Origin of the sequence: Streptacidiphilus fuscans, assembly GCF_015690355.1 — a bacterium.
In the GTDB taxonomy this organism is placed as follows: domain Bacteria; phylum Actinomycetota; class Actinomycetes; order Streptomycetales; family Streptomycetaceae; genus Streptacidiphilus; species Streptacidiphilus fuscans.
On the sequence record NZ_JADPRT010000003.1, the window covers coordinates 76,290 to 91,707 of the forward strand.

Below are 15,418 nucleotides of genomic sequence, written 5' to 3' on the forward strand. Positions count from 1 at the left end.
AGACCCTGCGAAGACCTGCGAGAAACGCCTGTGGCCCCGCACCGGAGTGCGGGGCCACAGGCGTTCAGTGGTTCAGCGGTTCAGCGCGTCAGCGGCGGATGCCGAAGGACTCGATGTACCAGTAGGTCGGCGAACCGAGGCCGGTGACGTCGTCGTAGCCCTTCGTCGCGTGCAGCGACGCGTCGGTGCCGAGCGTGCGGGCGGAGGTGCTGGTGCCACCCGACGCGTCCACGCTGTTGTTGAAGTTGACGCGGGCGACCGCCAGCTGGACGTTCGGGCCGAACGGGTGGTCGGTCACGTCGTGCAGCAGCGCCTTGCGGGCGTAGATCGCCGGGTCGGCGAAGCCGAGCGCGAAGCCCTGCTTCTCCTGCGCCAGCGCCTCGATCGCCGTGAAGACCGGCGAGGCGAGGCTGGTGCCGCCGATGCGGTACTCGCTGTACTTGACCGTCCCGTTCGGGAAGGCCTGGGTCTGGCCCATCAGGAAGCCGGTCTGCGGGTCGGCGACCGCGGCGACGTCGGGAACGACGCGCATCGGGCCGTTCTTGCTCGCCGACAGCGACGACGGGACGACGCCGGCCTGGTACCACGGCTGCGCGGTACGGGCGCTCACGCCACCGCCCGAGCCGCTCTGGTAGTTTCCCGGGAACCCGGTCCAGCTCTTGCCGTTCGCGGCCAGCGGCGCGACGTCCGTGCCCCAGCCGGTCTCGAACTCGTAGTTGCCCTTCTTGCCGATGGCCAGCGAGGTACCGCCGACCGCCGTCACCCACGGCAGGGCGGCGGGCATGTCGGCCTGCTTCGTACCGGAGTTGGCGACCTCGTCGCCGTTGTCGCCGGAGGAGAAGTCAAAGCTGATGCCCTCGACCGCGCCGCGCTCGAAGATGTTGTTGTAGACGGCGTCGTTCGACGGGTCGCTCGCGTTCTCCGGCTCACCCCACGAGTCGCTGACGAGGGACGCCAGGTGATTCGTGACGATGTTGTCGAGCGCGTCGATCAGGTCCGCGTCGTAGCAGGAGGCCGCGGCGACGTAGTGGATGTTCGCGGCCGGGGCGACCGCGTGGACCGCCTCGACGTCGAGCGTCTGCTCGCCGTACCAGCCGGACGCACCGCAGTCGTTGGCGGCGGTGTGGGTCCAGGTGGCCGGGTCGTACTCCTTGAACTGGCCCGCCTTGTAGGCCGCGTCACCGTTGAGGTGCGCGTAGGTGGACGCGTCCGACGCGATGGTCGGCGAGTCGTACGCGTCGACGATGGCGATGGTCTGACCCTTGCCGGTCAGGCCGGAGGCCGCGGCGCCGTAGGCGGAGCGCAGCTGGTGGCCGTTGTAGCCCTTGATGACGTACGGCACGGTACGGCCGTCCACCTTGGGCAGGGTCTTCGCCGGGTTCGAGCCGTAGTAGCTGGAGAACGGACCCGAGTTGACGTAGGCGGCCCCCGGGCCGGGCAGCGTGTCCGCGTGAGTCGCCTTCGACGGGGCGGTGCTCAGACCGGTGACGGTGAGCACGGCGTCCGCGACGTCGGCCGGGACGGTCAGCGCGCCGACCGGGGCGCGGTAGACGTGGCCGTCGGTGGCGAAGCTGTGCAGCTGCGAACCGAACGCGGTCTGCGCGGCGGCGGCGTCACCGGTGACGGTGAGGTACTGGTCGTTCTCGGCGGTCACCTTGAAGCCGGAGGCGGCCAGCCACTGCTTGACCGCGGCGACCTGCGCCTTGGTCGCGCCGTACTTGGCCTGGACGGCCTGCGGGCTCAGGTACTTGCCGTAGTTGGCGTCCTGAGGGTTCGACACCTGTGTGGCGTAGGCGGCGAGTCCGGCCTGGTCACCCGCGAGGTAGACGCGCGCGGTGACCGCGTTGTTCTGGGCCACCTGGCCCTTGTCCGCGGCGGCCGCGGTCCACGCCGGCTTCCCGCCGACGATCGCGTGCCGAGCGGGCGCGGCACTGGCCGGCGCCCCTGCGGCGACGGCGGCGGCAAGCATGGGCAGCGTCGCTGCCAAAGCTATGCCGGCACGCCGATGTGTTCCCCTGATGTGCTTCAAACGCCCTCCCCGGGCCGTAGCAGCGGCCCCAACGTTGCCCCTGCGATGTATGGCAAGGGGAATCGAACCGGGGAATGAACCATCGGTCAAGAGTGCGACACAACCGTGTTACCGAGTTCAGTGGTGACAAGGCGACATTTCACACGGGGAAATGCGTTTTTGACGATGCATAGAAATTTGTCATGCACGCAAGGGACGTTGCACTTCCCTCAGGGACGCGGGAAACTACGCGACAAGCCACCCACGCAGGTGGAAAACCGAACGAGCAGGGCCATCCACCCAGGTTGGTTGCTCGCGCAGTTCCTCGCGCCCCTAAGCGGTGCAACTACCTCAATCGTCGGAATGGGGAGCTTCGTCCTCTACCGCATTCTCGTCCGCCTTCGGGGGCTCCTCCTCCGAAGGAGGGGTGCAGACCGCTGCCGCCGACGGGCCGGAGGCCAGCACGCGGGCGACGTCCACGTCGGTGGCGCGGGGATCGGACGAGGTCGTGCCGGGCATTCGGTCTCCCCGAGGGGTGTCAGGTGCGGCTCATTCCATCTTCCCGACAGCGCGTCGGAAAAACAACCGCCATCCCCCGGTAGGGCGACCTGACCGCACCGGTGTTACGCCCGGGCGACCGCCAGCGCGCCGAGGTCGACGTCGGCCCAGCGCGCGCCGAGGCCGTGGAGGGTGACCTTGCGGTCGTCGGGGATCTCCGGGTCCAGGTCCTCGGAGAGGGAGAGCAGGTGGTCGTCGTGCCCGGCCTCGCCGCCCAGCGCGCGGTCAATGCGGACCTCCAGGCGGGTCTCGGAGAGCTCCTCGACCTTGCCCTCGCCCCACTCGACCACCACGACCGACTCCGGCAGGGAGACGTCCAGGTCCAGGTCCTCCATCTCGTCCAGGCCTCCGCTCAGGCGGTACGCGTCGACGTGGACCAGGGCCGGGCCGCCGACCAGGGAGGGGTGGACCCGGGCGATCACGAAGGTCGGCGAGGTCACCGCGCCCCGCACGCCGAGGCCCTCGCCCAGGCCGCGGGTCAGCGTGGTCTTGCCCGCGCCCAGCTCGCCGGAGAGCAGCACCAGGTCCCCCGGGCGCAGCACCGTCGCCAGCGTGCGGCCGAGCTCCTGCATCGCGGCCGGGTCCGGAACGGAGATGGTGACGGCATTCACGGCGTTACCCATGGTGCTGCGGGTCCTTTCGGTTCAGGGCGTCGGCCCGGCGCTCGGACGTCAGGCTCGGCGCGTGGCCTGCGCGAGATCGTGCACGTGTTGCGGCAGCGGCGCGCCGCAGTGCGCGGCCGCGCGTTCGAGGAGGTCGGCGAGGCGGGCGTCGACCAGGTCCGGGCGCTCCAGCATCAGCAGGTGGCCGGTGTCGGGGACTATGTCCAGCTCCGCGTCGGGCAGCTCGGCGGCGATCGCCTCGCTGTGCGAGGGCGGTGTGAGCAGGTCCCGGGTCCCGGCCATCACCAGGGTCGGGATGTCGCGGAGGACAGCCAGCGCGGCCGTCTTCTCGTGGGCGGGGAAGACCGGGAAGAACTCGGCGACCACGTCGACCGGCGTGGCCTCCAGCAGGTCCTGCGCGAAGTGGGCCAGCGCGGGATCGATGTCGTCGGAGCCGAAGGAGAACTTCTGGTAGATCGCGGCGGTCAGCTCGCTGCTGAGGCGACGCCCGCGCTCGACCAGCCCCGCCTGACGGCCCAGCGCCTTGATCACGCCGGGGCCGATCCGGTGGAACATCCTCGCGCCGACGCCGGGCAGGCCGAGGGTCACCCCGCGCCAGCTGCCCGCGGTGGTGCCGAGCAGGGCGACCCCGGCGACGCGTTCGGCGAAGAGCTCGGGACGCTGGTCGGCCAGCGCCATGATCGTCATCCCGCCCATGGAGTGCCCCACCAGCACCAGCGGTCCGGTGGGCGCGACGGCGTCGATCACCGCGCCGAGGTCCTCGCCGAGCTGGTCGATGGAGGACTGCTGACCGGCCAGGTAACTGCGGGAGCGCTCAGAGCGGCCGTGACTGCGCTGGTCCCAGAAGACCAGGCGCAGCCCGTCGCGGAACGCCTCGCGCTGGAAGTGCCAGCTGTCCTGGTTGAGGCAGTAGCCGTGGGCGAAGACGACGGTCAGCGGCGGGGTCGGGGGCATCCCGAGCCAGCTGCCGACGCCGGAGAGCACGCCGCCGAGCGGTCCGGGCTGCGGCTCGGCACCGGAGGCGCGCCGCCTGCCGAGCCAACTGCGCAGCGTGGGACGGCTGTTGGGCCCGGCGTCGGTCACCGTCGCGACGGGCTCCGTGCGCTCGGTGCGGTCCGTGCCCTCAGCACGGTCCGTGCGCCCAGCGCGCTCCGTGCGCTCCGCGGCCTCGCGGGCGATCGCCGGGGCGGTGCCGGCCCACCCGGAGCCGTCGAGTTCGACGTAGAGGTCGGTGCCGTCGGCCGCCGCGACGTGGAGCGGGGTGCCGCGGAGCGAGCCGAAGGCCGCCGCCGCGTCGATCTCGGCGCGGGCCCGACGGCGCATGTCGCGGCCGACGGTCATCCGCTCCAGCGCGACGCCCGCAGCCGCACCGGCGGCGACCACTCCGAGCGAGACGCCGACGATGCCCGCGCGGCGCCAGCGGCCGGCCGCGACGTCACCGACGACCGCGCCCGCCGCGTCCCGCACCTGGCGGACGACGTCCCCGCTCTCCCCCGGCATCAGCCGCCGTCCTCCAGGTAGCGACGGGGCACCCGGGCGCCGATCCGGGTGACGATCTCGTACGAGATGGTGCCCGCCGCGCGGGCCCAGTCCTCGGCGGTGGGCTCGCCTCGGTCGCCGGGGCCGAAGACGACGACCTGGTCGCCGACCTCGACGGCGTCACCGCCGAGGTCGACCACGAACTGGTCCATCGCGACGCGTCCGGCGACCGTGCGCCACTTGTCCGCGAGCCAGACCGGTCCGGTGCTGCTGGCGTGGCGCGGGATCCCGTCGGCGTAGCCGAGCGGGACCAGGGCCAGCGTGGTCTCGCCGGGAGTGGTGTAGGTGAGGCCGTAGCTGACGCCGTGTCCGCGCGGCACGCGCTTGACCTGGGCGACCCTGGCCACCAGCGACATCACCGGCCGCAGACCGAAGTCGGCCGGCGAGCCGACCTCCGGCACCGGGGACAGCCCGTACTGGGCCAGACCGGTGCGCACCAGGTCGAAGTGGGACTCCGGCAGGGTCAGCGTGGCGGGCGAGTTCGCGATGTGCCGCACCTCGGGCCGCAGGCCTGCTGCCTCGGCGATCTCGAGGGCGCTGCGGTACGCGTCGAGCTGCGCGGTGACGGAGGGGTGGCCGGGCTCGTCGGCGCAGGCGAAGTGGGACCAGACGCCGGTGACCTTGATCAGGCCCTCGGCCTCGGCGGCGCGGGCGGCGGCGACCAGCTCGGGCCAGTCGTGCGGCTGCGCGCCGTTGCGGCCGAGCCCGGTGTCCGCCTTCAGCTGCACCCGGGCCGGACGGCCGACCGCGCGGACCGCGTCCAGCACGTGGGGCAGCGCCCACAGGCCGCTGACGGTGATGTCGAGGTCTGCCGCGACGGCCTCGCGCCACGGGCCGCCCGGTGTCCACAGCCAGCAGAGCACCGGGGCCTGGTCGGGGCCGATCCCGGCGGCGCGCAGAGCGAGCGCCTCCTCCGGGGTGGCCGTGCCGAGCCAGCTCGCGCCGGCGGCCAGGGCCGCGCGGGCGCACGGGATCGCGCCGTGGCCGTACGCGTCGGCCTTGACCACGGACATGACTCCGGCCGACCCGACACGCTCGCGCAGTGCGGCGATATTGCCGCGCAGCGCCGCCAGGTCGATCAGAGCTTCGGCTCGCATCGCAGTTTCCATCGGGGGTAAGTCTCCCAGAAGCAGGCGGGTGCCCGTCACTGGTGCCTCGCCCGCCGACCTTTGCCCGGTCAGCCGCGGCGTCCGGTGCGCGCAGTTGCAAGGCGGCGGACCGCTCACGTACTGGGCCGTACTTGAGCGGTTCGCCAACGCAGCAGATGTGCGTGCCGGGCGTCGCGGCAGGGCAAAGGTCGGCGGGCGAGGCACGGGGTGACGGGCGCCACAGTGTTGCGTCGTGCGGGGTGGTGCCAGATCACGTGCCGGGCTTGCGCCCGAAGACGTCGACGACGTCGCCGACGCGCAGCAGCTTCCAGGCGATCTGCGCGTCGTGGACGGTCATGTTGACACAGCCGTGTGAACCGGGCGGCGTCGACATCGGTATGCCCACCGCGTGCAGCGCCTCGCCGCCGGTGAAGAACTGGCTGTAGGGCATGGGAACGTCGTAGATCGACGAGACGTGGTGCAGGTCGCGCCAGTAGATGTGCCACAGGCCGTCCCGGGTGACGTACCCCCTGCGGCCGGTGCGGACCGCGACGGGGCCGAAGACGAGCTTGCTGCCGTCCTGTATCCAGAGCTTCTGGTGGGTCAGGTCCACGCAGACCACCCGGCCCCGGTTGGTCGGGCAGGGCGACTTCGGCGCGGTCGTGGCCGGGTGCGGCGTCGTAGCCGGGTGCGAGGTCGTGGCCGCGTGCGTGGATATCGCCTGGGTGGTCGCCGCCTGCGCCGCCACGGCGGGCGTCGTCGTGCCAGGCGTCGGGGTGACGGCGTCCGCCGTTCCCACGCCCAGGGTGCCCACCCCGCCGAGCAGTGCCGCCATGGCCAGGGCCGCCACGGTCACTCGTGCCTTCAGCTGCTTCAACTCTCCCCTGCTTTCCGTCTGCTGTGCACGGTGTCGATGAGTCGTCGAGTCGTTGAGAAGACAATCAATTCGGCTGATCGGTTGCACATCTGACCGCAGCTCACCCCCGTCCGGCCGAATATCGCCACAAAACTCACCGGAACGGCGGAATCCCGTCATCGGTGTCCCCCGCGATGACGGACCGCCAGGCCTCGGGCAGCGCGGCCGTGATCGCGGTGGCGCAGGTCGGCGCGCCACCGGAGGAGATCCTGCCCGCCAGCCCGTGCAGATACGCGGCGACGGACCCGGCGTCCCTCGGCGCCAGCCCGGCGGCGAGCAGCGCACCGGCGAGTCCGGCCAACACGTCGCCGCTCCCGGCGGTGGCGAGCTGCGCAGTCCCGGTCGGGTTGACCCGGGCCGGGCCCTCCGGGCCGGTGACGACGGTGGTCGAGCCCTTGAGCAGCACCGTGCAGCCGTACGCGCGGGCGAGCATGCGCGCGTACCGCAGCCGCTCCCCCTCGACCTCCTCCCGGGTCGCGGTGACGCCGACCCCGGCCAGCAACGCGACGGCCTCGCCCGCGTGCGGGGTGAGCAGCGCGTTCGCGGGCGCGCTGCCGCGTCGGGCGAGCAGCCGCAGCCCGTCGGCGTCGACCAGCACCGGCACCTCGGCGGCCAGGGCCTCCGTCACGGCCCGTTCGGCGTCGGTGTCCTGGGACAGACCGGGGCCGACCACCCAGGCCTGTACCCGCCCGGCGTCCGCCGGACCGCCGTCGCCGACCAGCGCCTCGGGATGCGCCCGCACCACGTCCGCGCCCGCCGCGCCGACGTAGCGCACCGCGCCGCAGCCGCCGCGCAGCGCGGAGCCGACGGCCAGCACAGCAGCGCCCGGGTACCGCGCCGAACCGGCGGCGATGCCGACCACCCCGCGCCGGTACTTGTCGCTCTCGGCCTCGGGTTCCGGCAGCAGCGCGGCCACGTCGGCGTGCTGCAGCGCCTCGACGACGTGGTCGCCCGCCTCGGGCGCGACCGGCAGCCCGATGTCGACCAACCGGACCACGCCGGCGTGCGACGCGCCGGGGTCGACGAGCAGGCCGGGCTTGTGGGTGCCGAAGGTGACCGTGACGTCGGCCTGGACCGCGCGGCCGGGGACGGCCCCGGTCTCCGGGTCGACGCCGCTGGGCAGGTCGACGGCGACAACGAGCGCCTCACCGGCCTGGGCGGCGTCGACCCACGGGAGCGCGGCCTCGCGCAGCGGACCGCGTCCGCCGATGCCGACGATGCCGTCGAGGACCAGGTCGGCCGACGCGGCCTCGGCGGGGTCGTCGGTCGTCCTGCCGCCCGCCGCGAGCAGCGCGGCCAGTCCACCGGCGTGGGTGCGCTCCGGCGGGGCGAGCAGCGCGGCCCGGACCCTTGCGCCGCGCCGGGCCAGCCGGGCGGCGGCGTAGAGGGCGTCACCGCCGTTGTCGCCGCTGCCGACCAGGACCAGCACCCGGCTGCCGCGGACGCGGCCCTGCCGACCGCCGACGAGCAGCTCCACGCAGCAGGCGGCCAGCCCGGCGGCCGCCCGCTGCATCAGCGTGCCCTCGGGCAGACGGGCCATCAGTTCGCCCTCTGCCGCCCGGACCCAGTCCACAGCATGTGCACAACGCACGGCGCATCCTCCGATAACAGAGCCAGGCGCTCACCCTTCGGCGATCACCACCGCAGACGCTACGCCCGCGTCGTGGCTGAGCGAGAGATGCCACGACTTCACCCCGAGCCGCTCCGCGCAGGCCGCCACCGTGCCGCGAACGGTCAGCAGAGGTCGGCCGGAGGGCTCGGTGCGGACGATCGCGTCGGTCCACTCCAGGTTGCCGGGCGCGCCGAGCGCCTTGGCCACCGCCTCCTTGGCCGCGAACCGGGCCGCCAGCGAGGCGATCCCGCGCCGCTCGCCGCTGGGCAGGGTCAGCTCGTCGTCGACGAAGAGCCGGTCCGCCAGCGCGGGGGTGCGGCGCAGGGCCTCCTCGAAGCGGCTGATCTCCGCGACGTCGATGCCGACTCCGATGATCATTCAGAAACTCCCGAGCAGAAGCAGAAGCAGAACCCGAGCAGAAGCAGAAGGGGCCCGGACGCGTGCTGCGTCCGGGCCCAACTCTGTCACCGACGGACTACTCCACCGTCACCGACTTGGCCAGGTTGCGGGGCTGGTCGACCTCGTGGCCCTTGGCCGTGGCCAGCTCGCAGGCGAAGACCTGCAGCGGGACGGTCGCCACCAGCGGCTGCAGCAGCGTCGGCGTCTGCGGGATGCGGACCAGGTGGTCGGCGTAGGGCACGACCGCGTCGTCGCCCTCCTCGGCGATCACCAGGGTGCGCGCGCCACGGGCGCGGATCTCCTGGATGTTGGAGACGATCTTGTCGTGCAGCACCGAGCGCCCACGCGGCGACGGGACGACCACGACGACCGGCAGCCCCTCCTCGATCAGCGCGATCGGACCGTGCTTGAGCTCACCCGCCGCGAAGCCCTCGGCGTGCATGTAGGCGAGCTCCTTGAGCTTGAGCGCGCCCTCCAGGGCCACCGGGTAGCCGACGTGACGGCCGAGGAACAGCACCGACTTGGCGTCGGCCAGCGAGCGGGCCAGCTCGCGGACCGGCTCCATCGTGGTCAGCACCTGCTCGACCTGCTTCGGCGCGTCCGCGAGCTGGCGGATCACCTCGAAGATCTCGTCGCCCCACTTGGTGCCCCGGACCTGGCCCAGGTAGAGGGCGACCAGGTAGCAGGCGACCAGCTGGGTCAGGAACGCCTTGGTCGACGCGACCGCGACCTCGGGACCGGCGTGCGTGTAGAGCACGGCGTCCGACTCGCGCGGGATGGTCGAGCCGTTGGTGTTGCAGATCGCCAGCACCTTGGCGCCCTGCTCGCGCGCGTGACGCAGCGCCATCAGCGTGTCCATGGTCTCGCCGGACTGCGAGATGGCGATGACCAGCGTCTGCTGGTCCAGGATCGGGTCCCGGTAGCGGAACTCGGAGGCGACCTCGACCTCGCAGGGGATGCGGGTCCAGTGCTCGATCGCGTACTTGGCGATCAGACCGGCGTGGAAGGCCGTGCCGCAGGCGACGATGACGACCTTGTCGATCTCCCGCAGCACCGAGTGGTCGATGCGCAGCTCGTCGAGGGTGAGCGAGCCGTTGGCGTCGATCCGGCCGAGGAGGGTGTCGGCGACCGCCTTGGGCTGCTCGGCGATCTCCTTCAGCATGAAGTAGTCGTAGCCGCCCTTCTCGGCGGCCGAGGCGTCCCAGTCGACGTGGTACTCGCGGTACTCACCCGGGTTGCCGTGGAAGTCGGTGACCGTGACGCCCTCGCGGGTCAGCTCGACGACCTGGTCCTGGCCCAGCTCTATGGCTTCGCGGGTGTGCTCGATGAAGGCGGCCACGTCCGAGGCGAGGAAGTTCTCACCCTCGCCGCGACCGACCACCAGCGGCGAGTTGCGACGCGCGGCGACGACCACGCCGGGCGCGTCGGCGTGCGTGGCCACCAGCGTGAACGCGCCGTCCAGCTTGCGGCAGACGCCGCGCATGGCCTCGGCGAGGTCCAGCGTGCCGCTGCCCGCGGCGAGCTGGGCGTCCGTGGCCTCGGCCAGCAGGTGGGCGACCACCTCGGTGTCGGTCTCCGACGTGAGCAGGTGGCCGCGCTCGGCGAGGTCGACGCGCAGCCGCGCGAAGTTCTCGATGATGCCGTTGTGCACGACCGCGACCTTGCCCGCGCCGCCCACATGCGGGTGCGCGTTGGCGTCGGTCGGCCCGCCGTGGGTGGCCCAACGGGTGTGACCGATGCCGACCGTGCCTTCCGGCAGCGGCTGCTCGGCCAGCATCTTCTCCAGGTTGGCCAGCTTGCCGGCCTTCTTCGCGACCGCGAGGCCGCCTTCGGGGGTCTGCACGGCGACACCCGCCGAGTCATACCCCCGGTATTCCAGACGGCGCAGCCCGGACAGCACCACGTCCAGGGCAGGCTGCTCGCCAACGTAACCAACGATTCCGCACATCGCCCCAGCTTAAGGGCACACCACGGCAGCCCCGCCCGGCGAGGCCCCCGATCAGCCCCCGGGGACGCCCGCCCGTCCGCCCCAGCTGCGCAGCGCGCCGTCCAGCGCGGCGAGGGCGACCTGCCAGGACTCCCCCATCGGGCGGCCGGACCGGAACCGGTCGGCGGCCTCCAGGGTCACCCAGCCGTGGAACGAGCTGCACAGCAGCCGGACCGCGTCCACCGCGTCCACGTCCTCCAGCCGGTAGCCGCGGAGCAGCGCCGTGCAGGCGGCGACGATGCGGTGGCCGCCTTCGCACTCGACGTTCAGCTGGGTGGCGGCGTAGCGCCCGGGGTGGGCGAGGGCGAAGTCCCGGTACGCGTCGGCGAAGGCCGTGAGCGCGGCCCGGCCCGAGCGCCCGGCGACGGCGTCGCCCAGCGCGTCCGCCAGCTCCGCCATGGCCAGACCGGCGACCCGTTCGCGCAGCTCGGCCAGGCTCTTCAGGTGCGCGTAGAGGCTGGCGTCCTTGACGCCGAAGCCCCTGGCCACGGCGGAGACCGTGACCTTCTCCAGGCCGACCTGGTCCGCCAGGTCCGCTGCCGCCCGGGTCACCCGTTCGGCGTTCAGTCCCGCCCGCGCCATTCCGCTCCAAACTACATAGGTAAATAATTTGCCTAGGACTCCTAGGCAAGCTTAGCGTCGTACCCATGGAGATCGTCACCGAAGAACAGATCCGCGCCTCCTTCGTGAACTGCAGCAAGGGCGAGGCGTCCCGCCTCCACACCCCGCGCGACCTGGCCGAGCGGCCGTTCGCCGACCTCGACTTCCTGGGCTGGCGCGACCCGGGCGCGCCCGACCGCTGCGCGCTGGTCGCCGAGCGGGCCGACGCGCCGGGCGGCCTGGTCGGCATCACGCTGCGCTTTCCGCCGCCGCAGCGCGGCTTCCTGCACCGCAGCCTCTGCTCGCTCTGCCTGACCACCCGGCCGGGCAACGGCGTCTCGCTGCTGACCGCCCGCCGCGCGGGCAAGGCCGGACGACAGGGCAACTCGGTCGGCCTCTACATGTGTACCGACCTCGCCTGCTCGCTCTACGTCCGCGGTAGGAAGCAGGCCGAGTCGGGCGCCCGGCAGGACGAGACGCTCACCGTCGAGCAGCAGATCGAGCGCCTGCGTACCAAGCTCGACGCCTTCCTTGACCAGGTCCTCGAAGGGTGATCGACGGGTGAATCGAAGCGTGATCGACTCGGCCCGGAGTTCGTACGGATTTCGCGCGGAGGCCCGGTGGAGGTCGTGCGGAGGGCGCTGAGAGATATCTCTCGCAGTCCGGCAACGGCAGCTCGGCAGACAATAGGGGGGTGTCCACCACCCTGGAAGCTGGGCGTCGCACCGACGCATCGCCCTTCGTCGACCTCGACCGTGCCGAGTGGAGTGCCCTCCACGAGCGCACGCCGCTGCCGCTGACCGCCGACGAGCTGGAGCGTCTGCGTGGCCTCGGTGACGTCATCGACCTGGACGAGGTCCAGGACGTCTACCTGCCGCTGTCGCGCCTGCTCAACCTCTACGTCACCGCGACGGGACAACTGCGCGGCGCGCTCAACGACTTCCTCGACAGCAACGAGCACACCCACACCCAGTCCGGCACGCCGTTCGTCATAGGCGTGGCCGGCTCGGTCGCCGTGGGCAAGTCCACCACCGCTCGACTGCTCCAGGCGATGCTGGCCCGGTGGCCCGAGCACCCGCGCGTGGAGCTGGTGACCACCGACGGCTTCCTGCTGCCCAACGCGGAGCTGCGCCGCCGGGGCCTGATGTCCCGCAAGGGCTTCCCCGAGTCCTACGACCGGCGTGCGCTGACCCGATTCGTCGCCGACGTGAAGTCGGGCAAGGACGAGGTCACCGCGCCGGTCTACTCGCACCTGGTCTACGACATCGTCCCCGACGAGCGGCTGACGGTCCGTCGGCCCGACATCCTGATCGTCGAGGGCCTCAACGTGCTGCAGCCCGCCCTGCCGGGGCAGGACGGGCGCACCCGGGTCGCGGTGGCGGACTTCTTCGACTTCTCCATCTACGTCGACGCCCGCTCGGACGACATCGAGAACTGGTACCTGAAGCGGTTCCGCAAGCTGCGCGAGACGGCGTTCCAGAACCCCGAGTCCTACTTCCGCCGCTACGCGGAGGTCCCCGAGGACGAGGCGCTCGACTACGCCCGCCACCTCTGGCGGACCATCAACCGCCCCAACCTCGTCGAGAACGTCGCCCCGACTCGCGGCCGCGCCGACCTGATCCTGCGCAAGGGCCCGGACCACAAGGTCCAGCGGATCCGCATCCGCAAGCTCTGAGCCTCAGCGCGCGTCAGCCCTGGCCGGGCGGCTGCTGCGGCGGTCCGTACTGCGGCAGTTGACCGTACGGCTGGGGCTCGCTGTAGGCCTGCGGCGGCTGCCCGTACGGCACGACGGGCACCGGCGCGGCCGTCGTGGCTCCCTTGCGGCGGAACCACGTCACGATCCTCATGACCTGACCGGCGAGCAACAGGGCCGGAACGAAGATCGCCCAGCTGGAGACGTAGTACGAGCCGCTGGTGTTGACGAACCCGACGTAGACGCCGTACCCGCCGAAGGCAAGACCGCAGCCGAACATGAAGATCCGGAAGAGGATGCTGTCCTCCCCGGGGGCAAACGCGAGAACGAACGCCGTGACGCCGGTGATCAGCAGCAGGATCGCGTAGCAGGCCCAGAACGGGTGCGCGGCGGCGTGGAGCAGCATGGAAATTCCCCCGGAACAGGATCGGTTGGCCCCAGGGTCTCAGCCCTGCGGGAACTGGCCGTACGGCCCCTCCGCCGGCGGCTGCGGCTGGCCGTAAGGCTGCTGAGCGTAGGGCTGCTGCGGCTGGCCGTAAGGCTGCTGACCGTAGGGCGCCTGCGGCTGACCGTACGGCTGCTGCGGCTGCTGCCCGTACGGCATGGCCGGTTGCTGCGGGATGCCCGGCATCGGCGCGGCGGCGTTGGCCGTCTTCGCGCGGCGCGCCCGCCCGAGCATGCCGCCGATCAGCACGAACGGCAGGACGATCCCCCTGCCGGACAGGATGTACTCGCCGCCGGTGAAGAAGAACCCCATGTAGACGCCGTAGCCACCGAAGAGCAGACCGGCGATCACGCCGAAGATCCGCCAACCGATGCTCCGGCCGCCGACGTTCAACACGCTGAGCGCCACCGACCCGAAACCGCTGATCATCAGCAGGATCGCGTAGAGGGCCAGAAACGGATGCGCGCTGAATTGGAGCAGCATGAATTCCCCCCGGAACAGAATCGGATGACGCCCGGCGGACGTTATCCGATCCTGCTCGGACTGTCACGCAGTCAGGACTGCACCCCACCCTCGGTGACCACCTTGTGCTCCTCGGCGGCCAGCCGGACGCAGAGTGCCACCGCCTCCATGGCCTCGGTGAGTTCGGTCAGCGTCGGGTAGCTCGGGGCGAGCCGGATCTGGTGGTCGCGCGGGTCGTGCCCGTACGGGAACGCCGCACCGGCCGGGGTCAGCGCCACGCCGGCCTCCTTCGCCAGGCGGACGACCTCGGCGGCGCAGCCGTCTGGGACCTCCAGGCTGACGAAGTAGCCGCCCTCGGGCCGGGTCCAGCGCGCGATGCCGCGACCGCCGAGCTCCCGCTCCAGCACGTGCTCGACGGCGGCAAAGCGCGGCGCGAGCAGCGCGCGGTGCTTGGCCATGTGCGCGAGCACGCCGTCCGCGTCGCCGAAGAAGCGGACGTGCCGGAGCTGGTTGACCTTGTCGGGGCCGATGGTCTGCTTGGCCATCAGCTTCTTGAGCCACTCGACGTTGGCGGGTGAGGAGCCGAAGAAGGCGACACCCGAACCCGCCAAGGTGACCTTCGACGTCGACGCGAAGACGAACGCCCGGTCCGGGTTTCCGGCCTCGGCGCAGGCGTCCAGGATCGACGCGAGCCCGGCCCGACGGTCCGTCAGGTCGTGCAGGGCGTAGGCGTTGTCCCAGAAGATCCGGAAGTCGGGCGCGGCGGTCGGCATGGCCGCGAGGCGGCGGACCGTCTCGGCGCTGTAGACCTCACCGGTCGGGTTGCTGTACGCCGGGACGCACCACATGCCCTTGATCCGCGGGTCGGCGGCGACCAGGCGCTCCACCTCGTCCATGTCCGGCCCGTGCCCGGTCAGCGCGACCGGGACCATCCGGATGCCGAACCGCTCGCACACGCCGAAGTGCCGGTCGTATCCCGGCGTCGGGCAGAGGAAGACCACCTCGCCCTCGTCCACCCACCGGCGCGGCGCGCCGGGCACGGCGGAGAGCAGCGCGTTGGCGATCACGTCGTGCATGATCTGCAGGCTGGCGTTGCCGAGCGCCAGCAGCTGGCCCTGCGGGATGCCGAGCAGCGGCGAGAAGATCTCGATCAGCTCGGGCAGCCCGGTCAGCCCGCCGTAGTTCCGGGTGTCGGTCCCGTCCGCCGCGCGGAAGTCGGCGGCGCCGGGAAGTTCGAGCAGCCCCGCCGAGAGGTCCAACTGCTCGGGCGAGGGCTTACCCCGCGTCAGATCCAGCTTGAGGCCCTTGGCCTGGAGCTCTGCATACTCTTCACGAAGCGTCACTTCTGTCTCCTCGCTCAGTTGCACGCGCAGGGGCGCGAGGAACTGCGCGACAAGCCACCCACGCGGGTGGAGCCCCGAACGCACAGGGCCATCCGCTCATGAGTGGTTCTCGCGCAGTTCCCCGCGCCCCTGAGGTAGTGCAACG

Annotated in this window: 14 protein-coding genes; 2 read left to right on the forward strand and 12 right to left on the reverse strand. The window is 71.9% G+C overall.

The window, feature by feature from the left end; translation table 11 throughout:
* Window positions 1-88: 88 nt before the first annotated feature.
* From I2501_RS07455 to I2501_RS07495, 9 genes are all read right to left on the reverse strand, one after another.
* Window positions 89-1,969 carry a S53 family peptidase gene (locus I2501_RS07455; protein ID WP_196193081.1) on the reverse strand — a complete coding sequence of 627 codons (1,881 nt, stop codon included), beginning with the start codon at window positions 1,967-1,969 and terminating at the stop codon, window positions 89-91.
* Window positions 1,970-2,631: 662 nt separating this feature from the next.
* Complete coding sequence (gene tsaE, locus I2501_RS07460; protein WP_196193082.1) at window positions 2,632-3,189, reverse strand: tRNA (adenosine(37)-N6)-threonylcarbamoyltransferase complex ATPase subunit type 1 TsaE; 558 nt, start codon at window positions 3,187-3,189, stop codon at window positions 2,632-2,634.
* Window positions 3,190-3,237: 48 nt separating this feature from the next.
* Complete coding sequence (locus I2501_RS07465) at window positions 3,238-4,689, reverse strand: alpha/beta fold hydrolase (RefSeq protein ID WP_236046021.1); 1,452 nt, start codon at window positions 4,687-4,689, stop codon at window positions 3,238-3,240.
* Window positions 4,689-5,825: an alanine racemase gene (gene alr, locus I2501_RS07470; RefSeq protein WP_196193083.1), complete on the reverse strand. Its 1,137-nt coding sequence runs from the start codon at window positions 5,823-5,825 to the stop codon at window positions 4,689-4,691. The genes I2501_RS07465 and alr overlap by 1 nt, the downstream gene beginning before the upstream one ends.
* 262 nt (window positions 5,826-6,087) lie before the next feature.
* Complete coding sequence (locus I2501_RS07475) at window positions 6,088-6,693, reverse strand: L,D-transpeptidase (protein ID WP_236046023.1); 606 nt, start codon at window positions 6,691-6,693, stop codon at window positions 6,088-6,090.
* Window positions 6,694-6,826: 133 nt separating this feature from the next.
* The gene (locus I2501_RS07480) at window positions 6,827-8,323 is read right to left on the reverse strand and encodes an NAD(P)H-hydrate dehydratase (RefSeq protein WP_196193084.1); all 1,497 of its coding nucleotides are present in this window, start codon (window positions 8,321-8,323) and stop codon (window positions 6,827-6,829) included.
* Window positions 8,324-8,353: 30 nt separating this feature from the next.
* Complete coding sequence (locus I2501_RS07485; protein ID WP_196193085.1) at window positions 8,354-8,722, reverse strand: holo-ACP synthase; 369 nt, start codon at window positions 8,720-8,722, stop codon at window positions 8,354-8,356.
* Window positions 8,723-8,819: 97 nt separating this feature from the next.
* Window positions 8,820-10,691, reverse strand: a complete 1,872-nt coding sequence (glmS, locus tag I2501_RS07490) for a glutamine--fructose-6-phosphate transaminase (isomerizing) (RefSeq protein ID WP_196193086.1) — start codon at window positions 10,689-10,691, stop codon at window positions 8,820-8,822.
* Window positions 10,692-10,742: 51 nt separating this feature from the next.
* Entirely contained in the window at window positions 10,743-11,312 is a 570-nt protein-coding gene (locus I2501_RS07495) for a TetR/AcrR family transcriptional regulator (RefSeq protein ID WP_196193087.1), read from the reverse strand.
* A gap of 65 nt (window positions 11,313-11,377) precedes the next feature.
* Between I2501_RS07495 and I2501_RS07500 the strand changes: the two genes are divergently transcribed.
* The gene (locus I2501_RS07500; RefSeq protein ID WP_196193088.1) at window positions 11,378-11,884 is read left to right on the forward strand and encodes an FBP domain-containing protein; all 507 of its coding nucleotides are present in this window, start codon (window positions 11,378-11,380) and stop codon (window positions 11,882-11,884) included.
* A 140-nt stretch (window positions 11,885-12,024) separates the two neighbouring features.
* Window positions 12,025-13,005, forward strand: a complete 981-nt coding sequence (gene coaA, locus I2501_RS07505) for a type I pantothenate kinase (RefSeq protein WP_196193089.1) — start codon at window positions 12,025-12,027, stop codon at window positions 13,003-13,005.
* 13 nt (window positions 13,006-13,018) lie between these two features.
* Here the strand turns inward: coaA and I2501_RS07510 are convergent, their stop codons facing one another.
* The 3 genes from I2501_RS07510 to I2501_RS07520 all read right to left on the reverse strand — a co-directional run bounded on the left by I2501_RS07510 (window position 13,019) and on the right by I2501_RS07520 (window position 15,273).
* Window positions 13,019-13,429: a hypothetical protein gene (locus tag I2501_RS07510; RefSeq protein ID WP_196193090.1), complete on the reverse strand. Its 411-nt coding sequence runs from the start codon at window positions 13,427-13,429 to the stop codon at window positions 13,019-13,021.
* Between the two features lie 39 nt (window positions 13,430-13,468).
* Window positions 13,469-13,951: a hypothetical protein gene (locus I2501_RS07515; RefSeq protein WP_196193091.1), complete on the reverse strand. Its 483-nt coding sequence runs from the start codon at window positions 13,949-13,951 to the stop codon at window positions 13,469-13,471.
* 71 nt (window positions 13,952-14,022) lie between these two features.
* Window positions 14,023-15,273 (reverse strand): aminotransferase class I/II-fold pyridoxal phosphate-dependent enzyme, encoded by a 1,251-nt coding sequence (locus tag I2501_RS07520; protein ID WP_196193092.1) that lies wholly within the window; start codon window positions 15,271-15,273, stop codon window positions 14,023-14,025.
* Window positions 15,274-15,418 lie beyond the last annotated feature (145 nt).

What these genes read in the sequence shown, in the direction of transcription:
- tsaE (WP_196193082.1), bottom strand. Translation starts at nt 3,189, where the DNA reads ATGGGTAACGCCGTGAATGCCGTCACCATCTCCGTTCCGGACCCGGCC.
- I2501_RS07500 (WP_196193088.1), top strand. Translation starts at nt 11,378, where the DNA reads ATGGAGATCGTCACCGAAGAACAGATCCGCGCCTCCTTCGTGAACTGC.
- I2501_RS07510 (WP_196193090.1), bottom strand. Translation starts at nt 13,429, where the DNA reads ATGCTGCTCCACGCCGCCGCGCACCCGTTCTGGGCCTGCTACGCGATC.
- I2501_RS07455 (WP_196193081.1), bottom strand. Translation starts at nt 1,969, where the DNA reads ATGCTTGCCGCCGCCGTCGCCGCAGGGGCGCCGGCCAGTGCCGCGCCC.
- I2501_RS07495 (WP_196193087.1), bottom strand. Translation starts at nt 11,312, where the DNA reads ATGGCGCGGGCGGGACTGAACGCCGAACGGGTGACCCGGGCGGCAGCG.
- I2501_RS07515 (WP_196193091.1), bottom strand. Translation starts at nt 13,951, where the DNA reads ATGCTGCTCCAATTCAGCGCGCATCCGTTTCTGGCCCTCTACGCGATC.
- glmS (WP_196193086.1), bottom strand. Translation starts at nt 10,691, where the DNA reads ATGTGCGGAATCGTTGGTTACGTTGGCGAGCAGCCTGCCCTGGACGTG.
- alr (WP_196193083.1), bottom strand. Translation starts at nt 5,825, where the DNA reads ATGCGAGCCGAAGCTCTGATCGACCTGGCGGCGCTGCGCGGCAATATC.
- I2501_RS07465 (WP_236046021.1), bottom strand. Translation starts at nt 4,689, where the DNA reads ATGCCGGGGGAGAGCGGGGACGTCGTCCGCCAGGTGCGGGACGCGGCG.
- I2501_RS07485 (WP_196193085.1), bottom strand. Translation starts at nt 8,722, where the DNA reads ATGATCATCGGAGTCGGCATCGACGTCGCGGAGATCAGCCGCTTCGAG.